Here is a 20,320-nt window from a genome sequence, read left to right as displayed (position 1 = left end):
TTAGATATGAGAGGTAAAAAAGTTGTAATTATTGATTATGGGGCGGGGAACATTCAGAGTATTAAATTCTCTTTGGAAAGACTTGGCTATGACGGTATATTAAGTCAAGATGCTGAGGAAATAAAAGCTGCCGATAAAGTGATCTTTCCCGGAGTAGGAGAGGCGAGTTCTGCCATGAAGAAACTGAAAAGTACAGGTTTGGATAAGATCATCCCACAGTTGAAGCAGCCGGTGTTGGGAATTTGTCTGGGTATGCAGTTGATGTGCAAGCGCTCTGAAGAAGGAGATACTGAGGGACTCGGGATCTTTGATGTAGATGTGATTCATTTTGAAAAAAAGCTTAAGGTCCCGCATATTGGCTGGAACAGGATAAAGGATCTTAAAACCGACCTTTTTGAAGGGATAACAGAACAGGAGTATGTATACCTGGTACACAGTTATTACGCACCGGTTTGTGCAGAAACCATTGCAAAATGTGATTACGGAGTAAATTATTCGTCTGCTCTAAAAAAAGATAATTTCTACGGGGTACAGTTCCACCCGGAGAAAAGTAGCGAAGCCGGGGAAAAAATACTTCAGAATTTTTTGAAGCTATGAATAAACAAGTTTATTTCCCTGAGCGGAGTCGAAGGGTCGAGACAAACCTCCCGACTCCGCTCGAGATGAGATCAAAAATATCTCTTACTCACTACTCACTACTCACTACTAAATACTAAATACTAAATACCATGAGATTAATTCCGGCTATAGACATCATTGACGGGAAATGTGTAAGGCTTTCACAGGGGGACTACAGTACCAGTAAAATTTATAATGAAGATCCGCTGGAGGTGGCTAAGGAATTCCAGGATCACGGGATCAAATATTTACACCTGGTAGACCTGGACGGTGCCCGGTCAAAACATATTGTGAACCATAAGGTTCTCGAAAAGATCGCCTCCAAGACCGGCTTAAAGATCGATTTTGGTGGCGGACTTAAATCTGAAGAAGATCTGCGGATTGCTTTTGAGAGTGGTGCAGCACAGGTTACCGGGGGGAGTATAGCGGTAAAAGATCCGGATATGTTCTTTTCCTGGCTCACAAAATTTGGAAGTGAAAAGATCATTTTAGGAGCCGATGCCCGAAACAAAAAAGTGGTCATTAGTGGATGGGAGGAAGAATCGGGGGAAGAACTGTTGCCATTCATTCAAGGCTTTTCAGACCAAGGGGTGGAATACGTGATCTGTACCGATGTATCAAAAGACGGGATGTTGCAGGGGCCTTCCTTTGATCTTTATCAAGAGATCCTGGGAGAGAACAGGGACCTTAAGTTGATCGCTTCCGGCGGGATCACCACTTTTGAAGATCTGCCCGCTCTAATGGAAATTGGATGTGAAGGTGCTATTATCGGAAAAGCGATCTATGAAGGAAATATAAGTTTAAAACAACTGGAGAAGTTCATATTTTAACGAGAATCAAGAACCAGGAGACAAGAACCAGGACGAAATTTGAACCAGTTGAAAGAGGAAAGAGAAAAGACCAGATGGAATTGATATCTCACTTCTCAAGTCTCATATCTAATATCTAAAAAGATGCTTACAAAAAGAATAATTCCCTGTCTTGATATTAAAAACGGCCGAACGGTAAAAGGGATCAATTTTATAGGACTTCGGGATGCAGGAGATCCCGTGGAGTTGGCTAAGTTGTATTCAGAATCGGGAGCAGATGAACTTGTTTTCCTGGACATTACCGCTACCCAGGAAAAGCGGAAGACCCTTGCAGAGTTGGTGCGCAAAGTGGCCGCTACCGTAAATATTCCGTTCACAGTGGGTGGGGGAATATCATCTGTGGAAGACGTAGATGTACTGCTGCAGAATGGAGCAGACAAGGTAGCCATCAATTCTTCAGCAGTCAGGAATCCGGAATTGATCAATAAATTAGCGGCCAAGTTTGGAAGACAATGTATAGTAGTAGCCATAGATGCCAAAAAGGTTAATGGGAAGTGGCTGGTTCATCTGGTAGGTGGTAAAGTACCTACAGAGATCGATCTTTTTGATTGGGCGAAAGAGGTGGAAGAACGAGGTGCGGGGGAGATCCTGTTCACCTCTATGGATAACGACGGTACCAAAAAAGGATTCGCCAATGAAGCTCTTTCCAGGCTTTCTTCGGAAGTTTCCATTCCTGTCATAGCATCAGGAGGAGCAGGGAATATTCAACATTTCTGCGATGCATTCAAAATCGGAAAGGCAGATGCAGCGCTGGCAGCAAGCGTATTCCATTTTAAGGAAATATCTATACACGATTTGAAACAGGAAATGAAGGAACAAGGGATTGAAGTTAGAATTTAGAAATACGAAATTCGAAGTTTTCAACTGAGATCTGTGCGATCTGTGGAAACCAGGAAATTGTAAATACTTCAGTTTGGGAGGTCTCGACTCCGTTCGAACTTACATCGAAAGGAATTGGGCCATCCCTCGCTATAGCTTCGGCGGGTTAAAAATTATGGTCGGTGCTTCCACCGTAGAATTAGCATAATAAAAAAATAAAAAATATAAAATGGAAATTGATTTTAATAAAAATTCCGACGGATTGGTCCCTGCGATCATCCAGGATGCCCGGACTAAGAACGTACTCATGTTGGGTTATATGAATGAAGAAGCGTATACCAAGACCCGTGAGACCGGAAAAGTCACCTTTTTTAGTCGGAGTAATCAACGTCTATGGACCAAAGGGGAAGAAAGTGGAAATTTCCTGCACCTTGTGAACCTCAAGGTTGATTGTGATAACGATAGTCTCCTGGTTTTTGTTACACCTCAGGGTCCTACCTGCCATAAAGGAACAGCTACCTGTTGGGGAGAAGAAAATCTTTCCGGTTTAACCTTTTTGGAAGAACTGGAACAGGTGATCGCCAACCGAAAAAGGGACCAGGAGAATGAAAACAGTTATGTGGCTTCACTCTTCCAAAGTGGTATAAACAAGATCGCTCAGAAAGTAGGAGAGGAGGCAATTGAAATGGTGATCGAGTCCAAGGATGAAAATGAAGAATTATTTTTGAATGAGAGTGCAGATCTTTTGTTCCACTATATGATCCTGCTTCAGGCGAAGGGTTATTCTCTGGGAGATGTTACAGAGGTTTTGCAGAGCAGACACGAAAAGAAAAATTAATTTTCCCATCAGCCTCAAACCCGGATTGAATTTAAAAAAGAAAGCCTGTGACGTTGATCACAGGCTTTCTTTTTAGTTATTATTTCAATTAAGAATTCGTTTCCTTTTTGGCCTTTTCAACCTTTATGGTCAACTCTTTCTTTTCGTCATCCAGGTCCATGAAAACTTTATCACCTTCAGTAATATGTGAAGTAATGATCTCTTCGGCTAAAGCATCCTCGATATATTTCTGGATGGCCCGGTTTAATGGGCGTGCTCCATACTGTTTATCAAATCCTTTTTCAGCAATAAAATCTTTTGCCTTCTTGGATAACTTAAGGTCGTACCCAAGAGAGTCTATTCTGCCAAACAGTTTCTCCAGTTCGATATCGATGATCTTATAGATATCTTCCTGTTCAAGAGGATTAAAGATAACCACATCGTCCACCCGGTTAAGGAATTCGGGCGCGAAAGCCTTTTTCAGAGCATTCTCAATAACTCCGCGGGCATTATCGTCAATCTGGGATTTTTTTGCAGCGGTTCCAAAACCAACTCCCTGACCAAAATCTTTCAGTTTTCTTGCGCCAATATTGGAGGTCATGATAATTATGGTATTCCTGAAATCGATCTTTCTACCAAGACTGTCAGTAAGGTACCCATCATCCAATACCTGCAGTAACATGTTGAACACATCAGGGTGTGCTTTCTCTACCTCATCAAGCAAGATCACCGCATAAGGTTTACGTCTCACTTTTTCAGTCAACTGTCCACCTTCCTCATATCCTACATACCCCGGAGGTGCACCTATCAATCTGCTCACCGCGAATTTTTCCATATACTCACTCATATCTATCCTGATGAGTGCATCTTCGTTGTCGAAAAGTTCCCTTGAAAGGATCTTCGCCAGCTGGGTCTTACCCACTCCTGTTTGTCCAAGGAAGATAAAGGATCCAATAGGTTTGTTTGGGTCTTTTAATCCCGCGCGGTTACGCTGAATGGCTTTCACCACTTTTCCTACCGCCTCATCCTGACCAATCACTTTACCTTTGATCAATTTAGGTAATTCTGCCAGTTTGTTGATCTCTGTTTGAGCGATCCTGTTTACAGGCACTCCTGTCATCATAGATACTACATCGGCCACGTTATCTTCAGTAACTGTTTCGCGGTGCAGTTTTGACTCTTCATCCCATTTTTCCTGGGCCTTGGCCAACTCTCTTTCAATATTCTTTTCGTCGTCACGGAGTTTCGCCGCTTCTTCGTATTTCTGTTTTTTAACGACTGTATTCTTGTTCTCCCGTACTTCCTCCAGCTTTCTTTCAAGCTCAAGGATCTGTTTGGGGACATCAATATTGGTGATATGGACACGTGATCCTGCCTCATCTAAAGCATCAATAGCTTTATCGGGAAGGAACCTGTCGGTCATGTACCTGTTCGTTAACTTTACACAGGCGAGAATAGCCTCGTCGGTATAGGTCACATGGTGATGCTCCTCATATTTGTCTTTAATATTATTAAGGATCTGTATAGTTTCCTCAACGGTAGTTGGTTCCACGATAACCTTCTGGAAACGTCTTTCAAGGGCTCCATCCTTCTCAATATATTGTCTGTACTCATCAAGGGTGGTGGCACCAATACATTGTATCTCACCTCTGGCCAAAGCAGGTTTGAACATATTGCTGGCATCCAGACTTCCCGTAGCTCCACCCGCACCAACAATGGTGTGAATCTCATCAATAAAGAGAATGATATCGTCATTCTTTTCAAGCTCATTCATAACCGCTTTCATCCTTTCCTCGAACTGTCCGCGGTATTTTGTTCCTGCAACCAGACTGGCAAGGTCAAGGGTCACCACACGTTTATCAAAAAGTATTCTTGATACCTTTCTTTTCACGATTCGAAGGGCGAGACCTTCAGCAATAGCCGATTTTCCAACTCCGGGCTCTCCGATTAGAAGCGGGTTGTTCTTTTTTCTTCGGCTCAAGATCTGTGATACCCGCTCTATCTCTTTCTCCCTACCCACGACAGGATCAAGTTTATCGAGTTCTGCCAGGGCAGTAAGATCCCTTCCGAAGTTATCCAGTACAGGGGTCTTTGACTTCTTGGTGGTTTTACCGGGAGAACCAGCGAAAGGATTGCTTTTCCCCGGTTCATCAGAAGTGGCATCTTCATCTGAGAAAGATTCTGCAGTTGGAGATTCCATGTAATCGTCGTCGTTGGTGATCATATATTTGAACTGGTCTTTGACCCCATCATAATCAACTTTTAATTTATTTAAAAGTTTGGTGGTGGGATCATTTTCGTTTCGAAGAATACATAACAGCAAATGCGCTGTGTTTATTGAAGAACTCTGGAAAAGCTTAGCCTCCAGGAAGGTAGTTTTCAAAGCCCGTTCAGCCTGCCTTGTAAGGTGCAGGTTCTTTTTTTCGTTTGATTCAACAGTAACATTTGGGTTGGCGGGGCTAAGGATCTCCACCTTTCTTCTTAGGTGACTAAGATCAATATCAAGCGCATTCAGTATATTAATAGCTTTGCCATCACCGTCTCTCAACAGGCCCAGCATTAAATGTTCTGTACCAATAAAATCATGACCTAACCGCAAGGCTTCCTCCTTGCTGTAGGCTATTACATCTTTTACTCTTGGTGAAAAATTATCATCCATGTTTTTTCCTTTCTCTCTGATTATGATAACTCAAGTTTCAAAAATCGTACCTGATTATGAGTTATAGCTAATTGACGAATTTGGATCATTAATTCAAAGAAGAATGTAATGAACTTATTAACGGTGATCATCTAAAAATTTGTTAATAAAATCCAAGAAAACATCAATGCACATACCGTCTACGTTAGGTAAAATACGTAAATTGGCACGTTAGATTTTTAAACCAAAATATACGAATTTTATGGCTGAAGGAGAAAAGTTAATTCCTATCAATATTGAAGATGAAATGAAGTCTGCCTACATTGATTATTCAATGTCGGTCATTGTGTCACGTGCCCTGCCAGATGTACGGGATGGTTTAAAACCTGTACACCGCAGGGTTTTATATGGAATGTATGAACTTGGGGTTCTGTCTAACAGGGCTCACAAAAAGTCAGCGAGGATCGTAGGGGAAGTTTTAGGTAAATTCCACCCTCATGGAGATTCCTCGGTTTACGACACTATGGTGCGTATGGCCCAGGAGTGGAGTTTACGTTACATGTTGGTGGATGGCCAGGGTAACTTCGGAAGTATTGACGGCGACAGTCCTGCTGCAATGCGATATACTGAAGCGCGTATGCGTAAGATAAGTGAAGATATGCTTGCCGATATTGACAAGGAAACTGTTGATACACAGCTTAATTTTGATGATACTCTTCATGAACCTAAAGTATTGCCAACCCGTATTCCTAACTTATTGGTGAACGGGGCCAGTGGTATTGCCGTCGGAATGGCAACCAATATGCCTCCCCACAACCTTTCGGAAGTGGTTGATGGGGTGATCGCCTATATTGATAACCACGATATTGAGATAGATGAGCTTATAGAGCATGTAAAAGCGCCAGATTTCCCAACCGGAGGAACTATTTATGGATATGACGGGGTTCGTGAGGCATTTAAAACAGGACGGGGCCGTGTGGTAATACGTGCAAAAGCCCATACTGAAGAAGTGAACGGAAAGGAAGCCATTATAATCACTGAGATTCCTTACCAGGTCAACAAAGCCGAAATGATCAAAAAGACGGCAGAACTGGTAAATGATAAAAAGATAGAAGGAATTTCCCTTATCAGGGATGAGTCTGACAGGAACGGGATGCGTATCGTTTACATATTAAAGCGCGACGCTATTCCAAATATTGTCCTTAATACCTTATATAAACATACTTCATTACAGAATTCATTCAGTGTAAACAATATTGCCCTTGTAAAAGGACGTCCGCAAATGCTGAACCTCAGGGATATGATCCAGTATTTCGTGGAGCACCGTCATGAGGTAGTTGTAAGACGTACCGAATACGAACTAAGAAAAGCTGAAGAAAGAGCACATATTCTTGAAGGGCTTATTATCGCTTCAGATAATATCGACGAGGTAATCGCACTTATCAGATCTTCCAGCAACGCCGATGAGGCCAGGACAAAATTGATTAATCGTTTCGAACTTTCCGAAGTCCAGGCGAAGGCGATCGTGGAGATGCGATTGAGACAACTTACCGGTCTTGAGCAGGATAAACTGCGTACAGAATATGACGAACTTATGGCAACCATTGAAGACCTTAAGGATATTCTTGCCCGCAAAGAGCGAAGAATGCAGGTTATCAAGGACGAAATGCTGGAGGTGAAAGAAAAGTACGGAGATGAAAGAAGATCTGTTATAGAATATGCAGGTGGTGATCTAAGCATGGAGGATATGATCCCCGATGAGCAGGTGGTAATCACCATTTCTCATGCAGGTTATATTAAAAGGACATCCCTGACAGAATATAAGACACAAAACAGGGGAGGGGTAGGCCAGAAAGGATCTACTACCCGAAATGAAGATTTTCTTGAAAATCTTTTCGTTGGGACAAACCACCAGTACATGTTATTCTTTACAGAAAAAGGAAAGTGTTTCTGGATGAGGGTATTTGAAATTCCCGAAGGAAGCAAGACCTCCAAGGGGAGAGCGATCCAAAACCTTATCAACCTCGAACCGGATGACAAGCTGAAGGCTTTCATCTGTACTCAGGATCTTAAGGATGAAGAATACATTAACAGTCATTACGTGATCATGGCCACTAAAAAAGGCCAGGTTAAGAAAACCTCCCTGGAGCAATACTCGAGACCAAGAACCAACGGTATTAATGCAATTACAATTAGAGAAGGGGATGAACTACTGGAAGCCCGTTTAACTACCGGTAACAGCCAGGTAATGCTTGCCCTTAAGAGCGGAAAAGCGATTCGTTTTGAAGAAAGCAAAACCAGGCCTATGGGAAGGAATGCATCGGGAGTTAGAGGTATCACGCTGGCAGATGAGAATGATGAGGTGGTTGGAATGATCGCGGTGCAGGATCCCCAGGAGGAGACAGTATTGGTTGTTTCAGAGAACGGATACGGGAAAAGAACCTACATTGATGACCCTGAAGATGGGGAACCAATCTACAGGATCACCAACCGTGGAGGAAAAGGTGTGAAAACCATCTCTATTACAGAAAAAACAGGAAGTCTGGTAGCCATTAAAAATGTATCAGACGGGGATGACCTTATGATCATCAATAAATCCGGTCTGGCGATAAGAACTTCAGTAGACAATTTAAGGATCATGGGTCGCGCTACACAAGGGGTGAGGTTGATCAATCTTAAAGGGAATGATTCTATTGCAGCAGTTGCCAAAGTGATGAAAGAAGAAGAGGATGTTGAGGAAATTGCTGAAAACGTCAATCCCGATGGAGTGGATGGAAACCTTGACACCACTGGAGAAGATCATGATGGCACAACTATTGCAAATGATACAAAAGAATAAGTTAAATCAAAACCAAAAAAGATGAAAACCAGAATTTTGACGGTAGTCTTAGCTATGTTTACTGTCGTGGCATTCGCCCAGAAAAAAGAAATTAAACGTGCAGGTAAAGCTGTAGAGAAAGGTGATTTTCAGGAAGCTAAAAGTTATCTTCAACAGGCCGAAGCACAATTAGCCAACGCAGATCAGGATGAACAGGCAGACTATTATTTATATAAAGGATATGCCTTGATTGGTACCGGTGAGAACGTTCCCACGGCAGACCTTTTGGCAGCTGCAGATTCTTTTAAGAAAGCTGCTGAATTAGGGCATAAAGATGCGGGGGAAGGATTAACTGCTGCCAGCAATGCGCTTGTTACCGCGGCAATCTCAGACCAGGAAGCAGAAAAATATACTGAAGCTGCAGAGAAGTTGTTTACCAGCTACGAATTGAACAAAGAGGACACTCTTTACCTTTACTATGCAGCGTCAAATGCTGTGAATGCTAAAGATTATGACACCGCTCTTGAATATTATGAAGAGCTAAGAGATCTTGGTTTTTCGGGAGAAGAGACCCAGTACACTGCTGTCAATAAAGAGACAGGGGAAGAAGAAATGATGGGATCTAAAGAACAACGTGATCTCTTTGTGAAATCCGGGGAATATATCAATCCGCAGGAAAAAGTTTCTGAGTCCAAGAAAGGTGAAATAGCCAAAAATATTGCCCTTATTTATATGCAACTGGGAGAAGAAGAAAAAGCTGTTGAAGCCATGGAAATTGCAAAACAGGCAAACCCTGGAGATATTGGTCTAATGCAGGCCGAAGCTGATATGTATTACGGAATGGGAGATATGCAAAAATACCGTGAGATCATGGAGCAGGTGGTTGAGCACACTCCAGACAATGCGGTGTTATACTATAACCTTGGGGTAAGTACTGCTGAACTTGGAGAAAAAGAACAAGCGATCGATTACTATAATAAAGCGCTTGAGCTTGATCCTGAAATGAGCAATGCCCGTATCAATATTGCTTATGTCATCCTTTCAAATGAGGAGCCAATTGTTGAGGAAATGAACCAGTTGGGTATGAGCAAGGCAGATCAAAAGAAATATGATGAACTGGCTGAGAAGCGTCAGAACCTTTATAAGGAAGCCCTGCCACACCTTGAAAAAGTTCTTGATAAAGATCCAACCAATGTTGAGGCTGCCAGAACTATCATGAACATTCACTACCAGTTAAATCAAACTGAGAAAGCTGAAGCTATGAAACAGCGTATTGCTGAAATGGAAGCTGCTAACCAGTAGACTCACATTTTATCAAATATAAAAAACCCGCTAATTTAGCGGGTTTTTTCATTTTAAGACTTTATAAACCTGGACCCTATATTATATGATCTTTTTAATGACCCTAAGTTGATGGGTATGCCTGCGAAGATCTGCATTATAGATACCTGAGTGGTCAATACGATCCAATCGTACTTTACCGTCTGCGTGGATAATGTAATTATCTGTCATCATGATCCCTACATGGGTGATCATACCTTCTTTATTGTCAAAGAAAGCCAGGTCACCGGGTTCACTTTCTTCAATAAAGCTCAGTGACTCTCCCTGCTTTGCCTGGTCAGTAGCATTGCGGTTAAGGGTGTAACCGTTCAATTTATAGACCATTTGTGTGAATCCGCTGGAATCGATCCCAAAAGGGGTTTTTCCACCCCATAAATAGGGCGCATTGAGATATAAAAAGGCAGTTTCGATAAGCCTGTTCTTTTCCTTTCTTCCGCTAGTCGTATGCCCCGTATGGGTATGGTTCAGGATATTGGTGAAGTTTAAAACAGATCCCAGGGGTACCGGCATCAAATCCTGCTTTTCCCCACTTATAAATTCTACCAGGTCTGACGACAAAACGGGTTCTTCAGCACTGAACTTAATAAATTCCTCTTCGGCTATCTTCTTGATCTGTTTATTATCGATCCAGGCCTCATAGGAATCAAAAGCCGTGCGAATTCTGGACCAGTTGCTCCTTTCCTCCAGGATCCTATATAATTCTCCATAGAGCAACTGGCTTACCATTTCACTGGTGTCTGAAGGTTCTAACCTTAGGGGGACAATGCCCAGGTGGCAGATGGCATATTGCATTTAGTCAGTATGAGTGATGATTATTGCCTCTCAATGATCATGGCCGAAGCCCCGCCGCCACCATTACAAACTGCAGCTGCACCAATTTTTCCGTTATTTTGTTTTAAAACATTAATAAGGGTTACCACGATCCTGGCGCCAGAACAACCCAGAGGGTGTCCAAGAGATACTGCTCCCCCGTTCACATTGACATTATCATCTTTTAATCCAAGTATCTTCATGTTCACAAGGCCAACAACAGAGAAGGCTTCATTGAACTCAAAATAATCTACATTATCCAAAGAGATCCCTGCCTTATCTATGGCTTTAGGAAGGGCTTTGGAAGGAGCGGTTGTGAACCAGATAGGATCTGTAGCAGCATCTGCAAAGCTCTTGATGCTTGCCAGTACTTCCAATCCCAGTTCTTCAGCTTTCTCACGGCTCATTAGAATAACAGCGGCCGCCCCGTCATTGATGGTAGAAGCATTGGCTGCCGTTACCGTCCCTTCCTTGCTGAATGCAGGCCGTAAAGAAGCGATTTTGTCCATCCTTACATTCTTGAACTCTTCGTCTTCCTTAACGATTACGGGATCTCCTTTTCGCTGAGGAACCTCCACAGGAACTACTTCCTCATCAAATCTTCCCTCTTCCCAGGCTTTTCTGGATCTCTCATAAGATTGCATGGCGAATTTATCCTGTTCTTCGCGGGTATAGTTATGCTCTTTTGCACAATGGTCTGCAGCAACACCCATAGCATTCTTATCATAGGCATCAACAAGACCATCTTTCTGCATTCCGTCTTCCATTTGTGCAGGTCCGAATTTGGTGCCTGTTCTTAGGTGCAAATAGTGTGGGATCATACTCATGTTCTCCATACCACCGGCAACCACAATAGAAGCATCACCATTACTAATGGCCTGAGCAGCCTGCATAATGGCTTTCATTCCACTGGCACAAACTTTATTTACTGTAGTACAGGGAACGCTGGTTGGGATTCCTGCCCCCAAAGCTGCCTGTCTTGCAGGTGCCTGCCCGTTACCGGCCTGCACAACATTACCCATAAGCACTTCGTCTACCATTTCAGGTTTTAGGTTTATCTTTTCAAGGGCTCCTTTTATTGCTATTGATCCAAGCTTAGTAGCCGGAACGGTGGATAAGCTGCCCAGGAAACTTCCAATTGGAGTCCTGACTGCGCTTACTATTACTACATCCTTATTCATTGTGTCGGGTTTAGAATTTTACTATTGCGAATTTAATCATTTTAAAAGGAACAAACCAACGTCATCCCATTCAGCCGGCTTTTTTTAGTACATTTGGACAGAGATCAAATCTTTATGAAATCATTTGTGAATTATCTTTTTAAAAATCAGGATCTTTTTTACAAAGTTTTTTTATTTCTGCTTACCACCTTTTTGATCGTTTATCTTTTTCCCAAAGGCGGAAAATTTAAATATGAGATACCTAAAGGAAAACCGTGGCAATATGAAAATCTCTACGCTCCCTTTGATTTCGCAATTTTAAAGACTTCCGACGAACTTTCTGCGGAAAAGGAGCGCATCAATAAAGAGCATATTCCCTATTATGAATACAACCCTGAAATTGCAGAACAGGTAAAGACTGATCTTGAACGGCAGTTTTCTGAAGTGCTGTCTGATACCCTTTCCCGAAGTGTAACTCTTGCTTTGAAGAATTTTGTAGAAGAAACTTCCGCAGAGATCTACAGGAACGGACTTTTACAGGAAATAATTCCGCTTGACCAGGACCAGATCATTTACCTCAAGAAAGGGAATGAAGCTACTGAGGTCTCCTATGGAAATATTCTTAAACAAAATCAACTGCGCGACTTTTTAAATCGCAAAATAGATGAAGCAAGGCTGCAGATTTTCAGGGACGAGCTGATAGAATTGTTCTTTAATTCTGTAAGGCCGAACGTGACCTATAATGAATCGCTCACCCAAAATGAGCTGGAGAGCAAATACAATCAGATCTCCTATACCCGGGGAAATGTGGAGCGGGGAACCATCATTGTCGCCAAGGGGGAAGTAGTGGAGGGTAATAAATTACAGGTGCTCAATTCGCTGAAGGCTGAATATGAATCACAGGTGTGGAGCCAGGCCAACTACAACTGGGTTATTGTGGGCTATAGCATGCTGGTCTTTTTAGCCCTTTTGATGCTTATGCTTTTTATACGAAAATACCGTTACGACATTTTCCAGAACAACGTCAAGGTCACGTTTATCTTTTTCAATCTGCTCCTTATGGTCTTACTTACCGTACTGGTGATAAGGTTCAACGTGAATTATGTCTATGTAGTGCCGCTATGTATCCTGCCGCTAACCCTGAAAGGCTTCTTTGACTCCCGTCTTGGTCTGTTCACTCACGTTATTACTGTTCTTTTGCTGGGTTTCATTGTTCCCGATAGTTATGAATACATGTTCCTGCAGATCATTGCCGGTATCGTTACCATACTTACGGTTTCTGAATTGTACAAAAGGGCAAACCTGTTCATTACCGTAGGACAGATCACTATGGTTTATATCCTTTCCTATTTTGCCTTTACGGTGATCCAGGAAGGTTCTATATATGAGGTTGAACCCGAAACATTCCTGATGTTCCTTTTGGGAGGGCTGGCTACGTTATTTGTGCAACCGCTGATCTATGCCTATGAAAAGGTCTTCGGGTTGGTGTCTGATATGTCATTACTGGAGCTCTCAGATACCAATTCCAAACTGCTTAAGGAGTTATCAGACAAAGCACCGGGAACTTTTCACCATTCCCTCAATGTAGCCAATCTGGCTGAAGCTGCCGCCAATGAAATAGGAGCCAATTCTATGCTTGCCAGGGTAGGAGCGCTGTACCACGATATTGGGAAAATGCGAAATCCTACCTATTTTACAGAGAATCAAACTACTTCCGTAAACTCACACGATGAACTCTCACCTCGTGAAAGTGCAGAGATAATTATTGAGCACGTGATCAACGGGATCGAGATCGCAAAGAAAAGGAACCTTCCGGATAGGGTGATCGATTTTATTCGAACCCACCATGGTACCACTACTGTTTATTATTTCTGGAAAAAAGAGAAGGAAGCGAATAAAAATGCAAATCCTGAAGATTTTCGTTATCCCGGTCCTATTCCTTTCAGTAAGGAAACAGCGATCCTAATGATGTGTGATAGTGTAGAAGCTGCCAGTAAAAGTATTAAGGAGCCTACCTCAAAGATCATTGATGAATTTGTAGAAAAGATCATCAACAAACAAATGGAGGAGGGGCAGTTCTTAAATTCAGATATTACCTTTATGGAAATTCAAATGGTAAAGAAAGTCCTTAAACGAAAGCTTAAGAACATTTACCACCTGCGTATCGAGTATCCTGAATAGGTTACAGTACCTTTTCGATCTCTACTTCACTCTCATTAAAAGTGAATTTTTCACCGGCTTTTTTACCCTCAAGCTGCTGGTAAATTGGAGAATCGGTTGAAATGGCATAAACCTTTCTGCCGCTGTCCATGTCGATCTCCCCAAGAGGTACAGAGACAAAATAGTAGCTGTTCCTGGTTTCAACAACACTTCCCGGACGTACCGTTTCGCTTCTGTGGGTCATATCGAGATTGGCCAGGGTTTCTTTCATCTTCTGTACCCTGTCAAGGTTAGTCGAGTTTTCCTCGTACTCGGTCAACATTTCACCTTTATTCCCATATTCATCAAAATCCGGGTGGAATTTATTCTCTTCATTCTCACCGCTTATGGTATCCAGTTTTTGCCGGTACAAATTAATGCGACGGTTAACTTCATCCATACAATTGTAAAATAATTCTTCTTTGTTAAGGCCCATTTTTTATGCGTTTTCCATAAAATTAGAGAACAGCCTTTGGAAAAAAGAACAATTAGCAAAAGTTTAATAGAACCTCCCGCTACAGATTTTTGAAAAATTTATCCGGGAATTTATGCAGCTGAAAGTGGCCCGAAAAGTTGAAGGTTGCTCTGTATTCGTTCTTTTACCAGGTTCATCATTCTTTTGTTCAAAGCTGAAGAATCTGTAATGTAAAATCTGTATTCTTCTACCGTGAACTGCCCTATGATCATCCCTTTAAGACTATTGCGGAATTTAATATCCTTCTGAATAGCATTCTCTATATATTTAAGACGCTTCTCCACATCAAGGTCCATAAAGACATTCTTATGCTTTTGAATGTAATTTCTAAAGGCCTCCACCAAAAGGTCATTTTGAAGCTTTATGACAGGTCGCAGGGTTTGATTCTGAAAAAGTTCTCCGGCTCCCGTTTGACTGGAGATCTTTGCTGAACGAATTTCCGGTCTGATATCCAATAATTGTAGGTCTCGGTCTTTCATGGCTATGGGTTTTAATTAAAAATACATTTTTTGCATGATTTTCTGTCATATGCTCCGGGTCACTTATAAACGGCTTATGAACAGGCGCTTCTTCCGTTAATTTCAATTTAATAGTTTTCTAAGCTGTAGTCTTCTTTTTATCTTTAGAAAAACAGAAAAAATGATCCTTTCCAAAAATCCGTACAACGGGGAGATTCTGCAGGAACACCGGGAGTTTACCGCAGAAGATATTGATAAAGCCCTGAAAAAAGCTGATGATGCTTACAAAGACTGGAGATTAAGTTCTTTCGCTGAGCGGTCCCGCTTACTTAAAAATGCTGCTGCCGAATTGAAAAAGAATAGCCGGGAATATGCAGAGGCTATTTCAAAAGAAATGGGGAAGCCCATCACCCAGGCGGTGGCAGAAATCGAAAAATGCGCATGGGTATGCGAATATTATGCAGGTAATGCCGAAGAACAGCTGTCACCGGTAAATGTCGAAACAGATGCTGAGAACAGCTATATCACATGGGAACCCATAGGGGTGGTTCTGGCGGTAATGCCGTGGAATTATCCATTTTGGCAGGTATTTCGATTTGCTGCCCCGGCATTAATGGCAGGAAATACCGCTCTTTTAAAACATGCGAGCAATGTGATGATCTCGGGAGGGAACATTCAAAAGGTCTTTGAACGTGCAGGTTTTCCTAAAGGATGTTTTCAAAACCTGGTCATTGGCAGTAAGAAGGTAGAACAGGTAATAAATGATGACCGGGTGAAAGCCGTCACCTTAACGGGCAGCACCGGTGCGGGAAGGGAAGTAGCCGCAACCGCCGGTAAAAACATCAAAAAGACAGTCCTGGAACTGGGAGGTAGCAATGCGCTGGTTGTATTTAACGACGCTAACCTGGAAGAGGCTGTAAAAACATGCGTACAGGCGCGTTTTCAAAACACCGGACAGAGCTGTATTGCCGGAAAACGGTTGTTATTGCAGGAAGGTATCGCAGACCGGTTTTTAGAAAAATTCAAAGCAGAGGTTGAGAACCTTAAAAGCGGTGATCCCATGGCAGAGGACACCTTCATAGGAGTGCAGGCCAGGGAGGATCTTGCGGAAGATATAGAGAAGCAGGTAAAGGAGTCGGTTAAAATGGGAGCGGAGATCATTGCAGGTGGAGAGAGGAAAGGAGCTTTTTACCCGCCTACCATTGTTACCGGTGTTACCCCGGATATGCCCATGTTTACCGAAGAAACTTTTGGTCCGGCAATTGGGGTGACCGTCTTTACATTAGAACAAGAAGCGGTGGAACTGGTTAACCGGTCTCAATTTGGTCTTGGCGTTTCCCTGTTCACTTCAGACCTGGAAAAGGCTAAAAGAATGGTTCCTCTATTCGAGGACGGGGCTGTTTTCGTAAATGAACTGGTAAAGAGTGATCCCAGGTTACCTTTTGGAGGCACTAAGAATTCTGGTTATGGAAGGGAGCTGTCCTTTTTAGGGATCAGGGAATTCGTAAATATTAAAACGGTGTTCATTAAAAAGATATAGATATGTCAAAACAGGAAATAGCGGTTACCACAGACTGTGTGGTTTTCTACAAGAGTCAAAAAGTGGAAAAGGTGCTGTTGGTCAAAAGGAAATCTGAACCTTTTAAAGATAAATGGGGCATACCCGGTGGATTCCTGGAAGAGAACGAAACACTTGAAGACGGTGCGAAAAGAGAACTGGAAGAAGAGACCGGCTTAAAGGTCGGGAAAGTATACCAACTTCGGGCCTTTGGAACTCCGGGTCGTGATCCCCGAGGCAGGACCATAAGCATAGCGTTTTGGGGAGAGGCAGCTTCCGAAGAAGAAGTGAAAGGGAATGATGATGCTTCAGATGCACGCTGGTTCAACTTGCAGGAACTGCCCGAACTGGCCTTTGACCACCAGGAAATCCTGGAATTCGCTGTGCAGCAATATCATTCAGAAAAAACTTTATAACGACAAAAATCAACAGGTAATATGAGATTTCACACCCGAAAATGGATCAAACCCCAGGACCTCAATCCTAACGGCACTTTGTTTGGCGGACGTTTGCTGGAATGGATCGATGAGGAAGCTGCCCTCTATTCAATTATTCAGCTGGAAAATCCGCGAACTGTAACAAAGTATATGAGCGAGATCGATTTCAGGAGTTCTGCGAGGGAAGGGGATATTATAGAAATTGGAATGGACGTGATAAAATTCGGGACCGCCTCCCTCACTTAATGTTGTGAGGTAAGGAATAAAATGACGCGGGAAAGTATTATTACCATTGAAAAGATCGTAATGGTATCTCTTGACAAAGAAGGCAAAGCCAAACCACACGGGAAGACGAAGATCGAATACGTCAAAGATCGACTGGCAGATTAATTTTCGCCTTTCGCCTCTTCTTTTTGGGTTTTTTCTTCTTCATTCTCGATCTGCTTCTCGCCTGCTTTCAGGTCATCTTCAGAAGGAGCAGATTTTTCCTGGATCTTGGCACCCGAGGGTTCAAGACTGAGTTTTGCATAAAGGGGGAAATGATCTGACTCTACATCCTGGCCCAGTCGCAAGTCCATGATCCGGAATTCTTCAGACACAAACAAGTGATCCAGCGGCCAGCGCATGAGCCAACTTTTCGCATTGAAAGTATTGTAGAATCCCCGTCCTTTCCTGGGGTCCAGCAGCCTACTCACCCTTTGAAAAAGTTTGGTAGATTCAGACCAGGCTACATCATTGAAATCTCCCGCAACTATCACAGGATATTTAGCCTCGAGGGCCATTTTTGCAACCATCAACATCTCGGCATCCCTGTCTGTAGAAGAACCATCATGGGGAGGCATTGGGGGAGTAGGATGGATGATGTGAAGCTGTACGATCTCGTTCGAGGGAAGTTCAACTAAGGTATGAATGGAAGGAATACTGTCATCTATTAAAAACTTCGCCTGTGGGTCAATTAATTTGTATCTGGAATAAAAAAGCATTCCGTAAGTGTTGTCTAAAGGAATTTCTACCTGGTAGGAATATCCGTATTCCTTTAAAGCAGGCTGCAGGGCATCACGCCATCTTTGATTGGTCTCTGTAAAGATAAGCAGATCTGCATCCTGGGTAAGGACCTCGTCCAGGACTCTTTGGTGTTCTTCATTATCCTGAAGTACATTAGAAGCAAAGAGACTTAGGGTGCGACGATGGTCAACCTGTTCATTTTCTTTTACCTGATGGGAAGCAAAAGGGGTATATGGGTATATCTTGGTTAACTGCAGCAGGAAGCAACCAGAAAGGATCAGCAAGAAAGCATAATCACGCCACGACCGAATGTCAAACCGGAAAAAATAGAACATGATTGCTGCCAGGGTAAAAAGAGTAAGCTGTACGTGGGGAAAATCAAACATGCGAATCCACCAGAAATCTGCAGCGACAAAAGGGAAGAGGGTCAAAATTACTGCCAGGATCCCTATGGCCTGTAAAATGGGTTTAAGTTTCATGCCGGGTTTTATTTTACCTGTTGATGAAGGTAAGCAGTAAATTTTTCTTTTGTAGGAAAATTATCTTTTTATTGGGGTTTTTCCATCACTGCAGCCTCAGGAGATAGCGATACGGTACTTATCCCTTTTACCGCTTTCAAGATATCGTCACCCGAAGGAGCCTCAAATAGTTGCAGGTCGAAAAAAGGAATGGCAGCAATAAGGTGATCAAAAATATCTGCCGTAATCCCTTCGTAATATTCCCATCGCTTTTCATTGCTAAAGCAATAGATCTCCAACGGAATACCTTGTGTGGTGGGAGCAAGGTGGCGAACCATCATGGTCATTTCCTGGTTGACCTGTGAGTGGGATTTGAGGTAACTAAGGGCATAGTTTCTAAATATCCCCAGGTTGGTTTGATGCCTGCCATTAATAAGGTATTTTTTATTTACCTGCAGCTTCTCATTGTAAAGGTTGATCTCCTGCTGCCGCTCTTTAATGTACGGCGAGATAAGGTCAAATTCTTCAAATTTGGCAATATCTTCTGCGGTAACATATCGAATGGAATTCTGTTTGATATACAGGGATCGTTTGATGCGTCTTCCCGGGGATTCCTGCATACCGCGCCAGTTCTGGAAAGAATCGCCAATGAGATTATAGGTAGGGATGGTGGTAAAAGTATTGTCCCAGTTCTGGACCTTTACTGTAGCGAGGTTGATCTCGGTCACAAATCCGTCGGCTCCATATTTACTAAAGGTGATCCAGTCTCCAATACGTACGATATCATTGACCGATACCTGAATGGAAGCTACAAAACCCATTATGGTGTCTTTGAATATGAGCAGGATGATTGCAGAAGCAGCTCCCAAAGAAATAAGAAAACCTAAAACAGATCTCTCTGTGATCTCAGAAAAAATAAAGATAAAACCAATTGACCAAAAGACGATCATTAAAACCTGGGTGTAGCTTTCAATAGGTTTATCATGATAGCGTTCGTGCCGCTTCATGTAATTTGTGGTGGTACGCAATAAACTTCTGCAAATGAGTACGGTAAGAAGAATAATATAGATATTAACCAATTTTTTAAAAACCGAAAGCAGTTTTGGATAATCTTCAAATACTATAGGAACCGTAATGATCAACAGTAAAAGAGGGAAGATGTTGCTCACATACCTTGGAAAATTACTCTTTACCAGGTAATCGTCAAAAGTGGTTTTGGTTTTATTGGTGAATTTCTGAAAAGCAGTAAGAAGAAGCCTCTTCGTGATGAGATGAATTAAATACCATAAAACGAAGACCACTGCAATATTTACCAGCATATTCAGGAAGCGGGCAATGTCTCCATCTAAGCCTTTTCCAATAAGATATTCTGCTAAAAAATTACTCAGATTCTTTATATCTTCCCACATGGACTATAGATATTTTTTTTCAACATAGAAGGGGCCAAGAGGCAGGACTGAACTAATGCAAATGATCATTAAAGTGCTGAATTTCCAATCCAGTTTTCTGTACAACCACAAAGCTCCAAGAATATAAGCAACAAAAAGAAGGCCATGGGCCATTCCCACGATCTGCACCATTTCGGGCGCATTCCAAATATATTTTAAAGGCATGGCAATTAAAAGCAGTACCAGAAAAGAGATTCCTTCAAAAATACTGATCCATCTAAACGATTTAACCTGTTGATCCAGCGTCATATTATCTTGTTTTTTGATGGTGCAAATATACTTTATTCTTTACGATATTTCTTTGAAAAAAGATGGTTTTCAGAGGCTGTTCTCTTCATGTAAATCAATCTGAGAAAGGGAAAAACCTCTAAATCTTTATTAAGGTCAAGGCT

The 20,320-nt window shown here is 42.3% G+C and carries 17 protein-coding genes and 1 pseudogene; 10 read left to right on the top strand and 8 right to left on the bottom strand.

The features are described 5' to 3' along the window. Window positions 1-6 precede the first annotated feature (6 nt). The 4 genes from hisH to hisIE all read left to right on the top strand — a co-directional run bounded on the left by hisH (window position 7) and on the right by hisIE (window position 3,144). Window positions 7-597, top strand: a complete 591-nt coding sequence (gene hisH, locus ACFSTG_RS12880) for an imidazole glycerol phosphate synthase subunit HisH (protein WP_380753561.1) — start codon at window positions 7-9, stop codon at window positions 595-597. A 131-nt stretch (window positions 598-728) separates the two neighbouring features. After that, window positions 729-1,448, top strand: coding sequence for a 1-(5-phosphoribosyl)-5-[(5-phosphoribosylamino)methylideneamino]imidazole-4-carboxamide isomerase (hisA, locus tag ACFSTG_RS12875; protein WP_380753558.1), 720 nt, complete (start codon window positions 729-731; stop codon window positions 1,446-1,448). A gap of 123 nt (window positions 1,449-1,571) precedes the next feature. Continuing rightward, entirely contained in the window at window positions 1,572-2,327 is a 756-nt protein-coding gene (gene hisF, locus ACFSTG_RS12870) for an imidazole glycerol phosphate synthase subunit HisF (protein WP_380753556.1), read from the top strand. A gap of 208 nt (window positions 2,328-2,535) precedes the next feature. Further along, entirely contained in the window at window positions 2,536-3,144 is a 609-nt protein-coding gene (hisIE, locus tag ACFSTG_RS12865; protein ID WP_380753553.1) for a bifunctional phosphoribosyl-AMP cyclohydrolase/phosphoribosyl-ATP diphosphatase HisIE, read from the top strand. 88 nt (window positions 3,145-3,232) lie between these two features. On the opposite strand, the gene ACFSTG_RS12860 is transcribed toward hisIE, so the two are convergent. Beyond that, a complete protein-coding gene (locus ACFSTG_RS12860; protein WP_380753550.1) occupies window positions 3,233-5,782 on the bottom strand; it encodes an ATP-dependent Clp protease ATP-binding subunit in 2,550 nt (849 codons plus the stop codon). A gap of 241 nt (window positions 5,783-6,023) precedes the next feature. Here ACFSTG_RS12860 and gyrA point away from each other — a divergent pair, with 241 nt between their 5' ends. Further along, complete coding sequence (gene gyrA / locus ACFSTG_RS12855; RefSeq protein WP_380753547.1) at window positions 6,024-8,600, top strand: DNA gyrase subunit A; 2,577 nt, start codon at window positions 6,024-6,026, stop codon at window positions 8,598-8,600. 21 nt (window positions 8,601-8,621) lie between these two features. After that, a complete protein-coding gene (locus tag ACFSTG_RS12850; RefSeq protein ID WP_380753544.1) occupies window positions 8,622-9,881 on the top strand; it encodes a tetratricopeptide repeat protein in 1,260 nt (419 codons plus the stop codon). Between the two features lie 81 nt (window positions 9,882-9,962). Here ACFSTG_RS12850 and ACFSTG_RS12845 read toward each other — a convergent pair whose 3' ends face one another. Continuing rightward, window positions 9,963-10,712, bottom strand: coding sequence for a C40 family peptidase (locus tag ACFSTG_RS12845; RefSeq protein ID WP_380753541.1), 750 nt, complete (start codon window positions 10,710-10,712; stop codon window positions 9,963-9,965). 20 nt (window positions 10,713-10,732) lie between these two features. Next, on the bottom strand, window positions 10,733-11,911 hold the full coding sequence (locus ACFSTG_RS12840; RefSeq protein ID WP_380753538.1) for an acetyl-CoA C-acyltransferase: 1,179 nt from the start codon (window positions 11,909-11,911) through the stop codon (window positions 10,733-10,735). 114 nt (window positions 11,912-12,025) lie between these two features. Between ACFSTG_RS12840 and ACFSTG_RS12835 the strand changes: the two genes are divergently transcribed. After that, window positions 12,026-14,071 (top strand): HD family phosphohydrolase, encoded by a 2,046-nt coding sequence (locus ACFSTG_RS12835; protein WP_380753535.1) that lies wholly within the window; start codon window positions 12,026-12,028, stop codon window positions 14,069-14,071. 1 nt (window position 14,072) lies between these two features. On the opposite strand, the gene ACFSTG_RS12830 is transcribed toward ACFSTG_RS12835, so the two are convergent. Both ACFSTG_RS12830 and ACFSTG_RS12825 read right to left on the bottom strand, forming a co-directional pair. Then, window positions 14,073-14,525 (bottom strand): transcription elongation factor, encoded by a 453-nt coding sequence (locus ACFSTG_RS12830; protein WP_380753532.1) that lies wholly within the window; start codon window positions 14,523-14,525, stop codon window positions 14,073-14,075. A 110-nt stretch (window positions 14,526-14,635) separates the two neighbouring features. Then, window positions 14,636-15,043, bottom strand: coding sequence for a glyoxalase (locus ACFSTG_RS12825; RefSeq protein WP_380753529.1), 408 nt, complete (start codon window positions 15,041-15,043; stop codon window positions 14,636-14,638). A 160-nt stretch (window positions 15,044-15,203) separates the two neighbouring features. Between ACFSTG_RS12825 and ACFSTG_RS12820 the strand changes: the two genes are divergently transcribed. The 3 genes and pseudogenes from ACFSTG_RS12820 to ACFSTG_RS12810 all read left to right on the top strand — a co-directional run bounded on the left by ACFSTG_RS12820 (window position 15,204) and on the right by ACFSTG_RS12810 (window position 17,407). Continuing rightward, a complete protein-coding gene (locus ACFSTG_RS12820) occupies window positions 15,204-16,562 on the top strand; it encodes an NAD-dependent succinate-semialdehyde dehydrogenase (RefSeq protein ID WP_380753526.1) in 1,359 nt (452 codons plus the stop codon). 2 nt (window positions 16,563-16,564) lie between these two features. Continuing rightward, on the top strand, window positions 16,565-16,996 hold the full coding sequence (locus ACFSTG_RS12815) for an NUDIX domain-containing protein (protein ID WP_380753523.1): 432 nt from the start codon (window positions 16,565-16,567) through the stop codon (window positions 16,994-16,996). Window positions 16,997-17,017: 21 nt separating this feature from the next. Then, window positions 17,018-17,407, top strand: a pseudogene (locus tag ACFSTG_RS12810) (acyl-CoA thioesterase). Here the strand turns inward: ACFSTG_RS12810 and ACFSTG_RS12805 are convergent. The 3 genes from ACFSTG_RS12805 to ACFSTG_RS12795 all read right to left on the bottom strand — a co-directional run bounded on the left by ACFSTG_RS12805 (window position 17,404) and on the right by ACFSTG_RS12795 (window position 20,177). Then, window positions 17,404-18,501 carry an endonuclease/exonuclease/phosphatase family protein gene (locus ACFSTG_RS12805; RefSeq protein ID WP_380753521.1) on the bottom strand — a complete coding sequence of 366 codons (1,098 nt, stop codon included), beginning with the start codon at window positions 18,499-18,501 and terminating at the stop codon, window positions 17,404-17,406. The pseudogene ACFSTG_RS12810 and the gene ACFSTG_RS12805 sit on opposite strands and share 4 nt — an antisense overlap. Before the next feature lie 68 nt (window positions 18,502-18,569). Further along, window positions 18,570-19,889 carry a mechanosensitive ion channel family protein gene (locus ACFSTG_RS12800; RefSeq protein ID WP_380753520.1) on the bottom strand — a complete coding sequence of 440 codons (1,320 nt, stop codon included), beginning with the start codon at window positions 19,887-19,889 and terminating at the stop codon, window positions 18,570-18,572. Between the two features lie 3 nt (window positions 19,890-19,892). Further along, window positions 19,893-20,177, bottom strand: a complete 285-nt coding sequence (locus ACFSTG_RS12795; RefSeq protein WP_380753517.1) for a DUF3817 domain-containing protein — start codon at window positions 20,175-20,177, stop codon at window positions 19,893-19,895. Window positions 20,178-20,320: the final 143 nt, after the last annotated feature.

This window comes from Salinimicrobium flavum (assembly GCF_042684505.1).
GTDB classification, from domain to species: Bacteria; Bacteroidota; Bacteroidia; order Flavobacteriales; family Flavobacteriaceae; genus Salinimicrobium; species Salinimicrobium flavum.
The sequence above is the reverse complement of the archived record's forward strand: the minus strand, read 5'-3'. Positions and strand labels throughout refer to the sequence as shown.

What these genes read in the sequence shown, in the direction of transcription:
- hisH (WP_380753561.1), top strand. Translation starts at nt 7, where the DNA reads ATGAGAGGTAAAAAAGTTGTAATTATTGATTATGGGGCGGGGAACATT.
- hisA (WP_380753558.1), top strand. Translation starts at nt 729, where the DNA reads ATGAGATTAATTCCGGCTATAGACATCATTGACGGGAAATGTGTAAGG.
- hisF (WP_380753556.1), top strand. Translation starts at nt 1,572, where the DNA reads ATGCTTACAAAAAGAATAATTCCCTGTCTTGATATTAAAAACGGCCGA.
- hisIE (WP_380753553.1), top strand. Translation starts at nt 2,536, where the DNA reads ATGGAAATTGATTTTAATAAAAATTCCGACGGATTGGTCCCTGCGATC.
- ACFSTG_RS12860 (WP_380753550.1), bottom strand. Translation starts at nt 5,782, where the DNA reads ATGGATGATAATTTTTCACCAAGAGTAAAAGATGTAATAGCCTACAGC.
- gyrA (WP_380753547.1), top strand. Translation starts at nt 6,024, where the DNA reads ATGGCTGAAGGAGAAAAGTTAATTCCTATCAATATTGAAGATGAAATG.
- ACFSTG_RS12850 (WP_380753544.1), top strand. Translation starts at nt 8,622, where the DNA reads ATGAAAACCAGAATTTTGACGGTAGTCTTAGCTATGTTTACTGTCGTG.
- ACFSTG_RS12845 (WP_380753541.1), bottom strand. Translation starts at nt 10,712, where the DNA reads ATGCAATATGCCATCTGCCACCTGGGCATTGTCCCCCTAAGGTTAGAA.
- ACFSTG_RS12840 (WP_380753538.1), bottom strand. Translation starts at nt 11,911, where the DNA reads ATGAATAAGGATGTAGTAATAGTAAGCGCAGTCAGGACTCCAATTGGA.
- ACFSTG_RS12835 (WP_380753535.1), top strand. Translation starts at nt 12,026, where the DNA reads ATGAAATCATTTGTGAATTATCTTTTTAAAAATCAGGATCTTTTTTAC.
- ACFSTG_RS12830 (WP_380753532.1), bottom strand. Translation starts at nt 14,525, where the DNA reads ATGGGCCTTAACAAAGAAGAATTATTTTACAATTGTATGGATGAAGTT.
- ACFSTG_RS12825 (WP_380753529.1), bottom strand. Translation starts at nt 15,043, where the DNA reads ATGAAAGACCGAGACCTACAATTATTGGATATCAGACCGGAAATTCGT.
- ACFSTG_RS12820 (WP_380753526.1), top strand. Translation starts at nt 15,204, where the DNA reads ATGATCCTTTCCAAAAATCCGTACAACGGGGAGATTCTGCAGGAACAC.
- ACFSTG_RS12815 (WP_380753523.1), top strand. Translation starts at nt 16,565, where the DNA reads ATGTCAAAACAGGAAATAGCGGTTACCACAGACTGTGTGGTTTTCTAC.
- ACFSTG_RS12805 (WP_380753521.1), bottom strand. Translation starts at nt 18,501, where the DNA reads ATGAAACTTAAACCCATTTTACAGGCCATAGGGATCCTGGCAGTAATT.
- ACFSTG_RS12800 (WP_380753520.1), bottom strand. Translation starts at nt 19,889, where the DNA reads ATGTGGGAAGATATAAAGAATCTGAGTAATTTTTTAGCAGAATATCTT.
- ACFSTG_RS12795 (WP_380753517.1), bottom strand. Translation starts at nt 20,177, where the DNA reads ATGACGCTGGATCAACAGGTTAAATCGTTTAGATGGATCAGTATTTTT.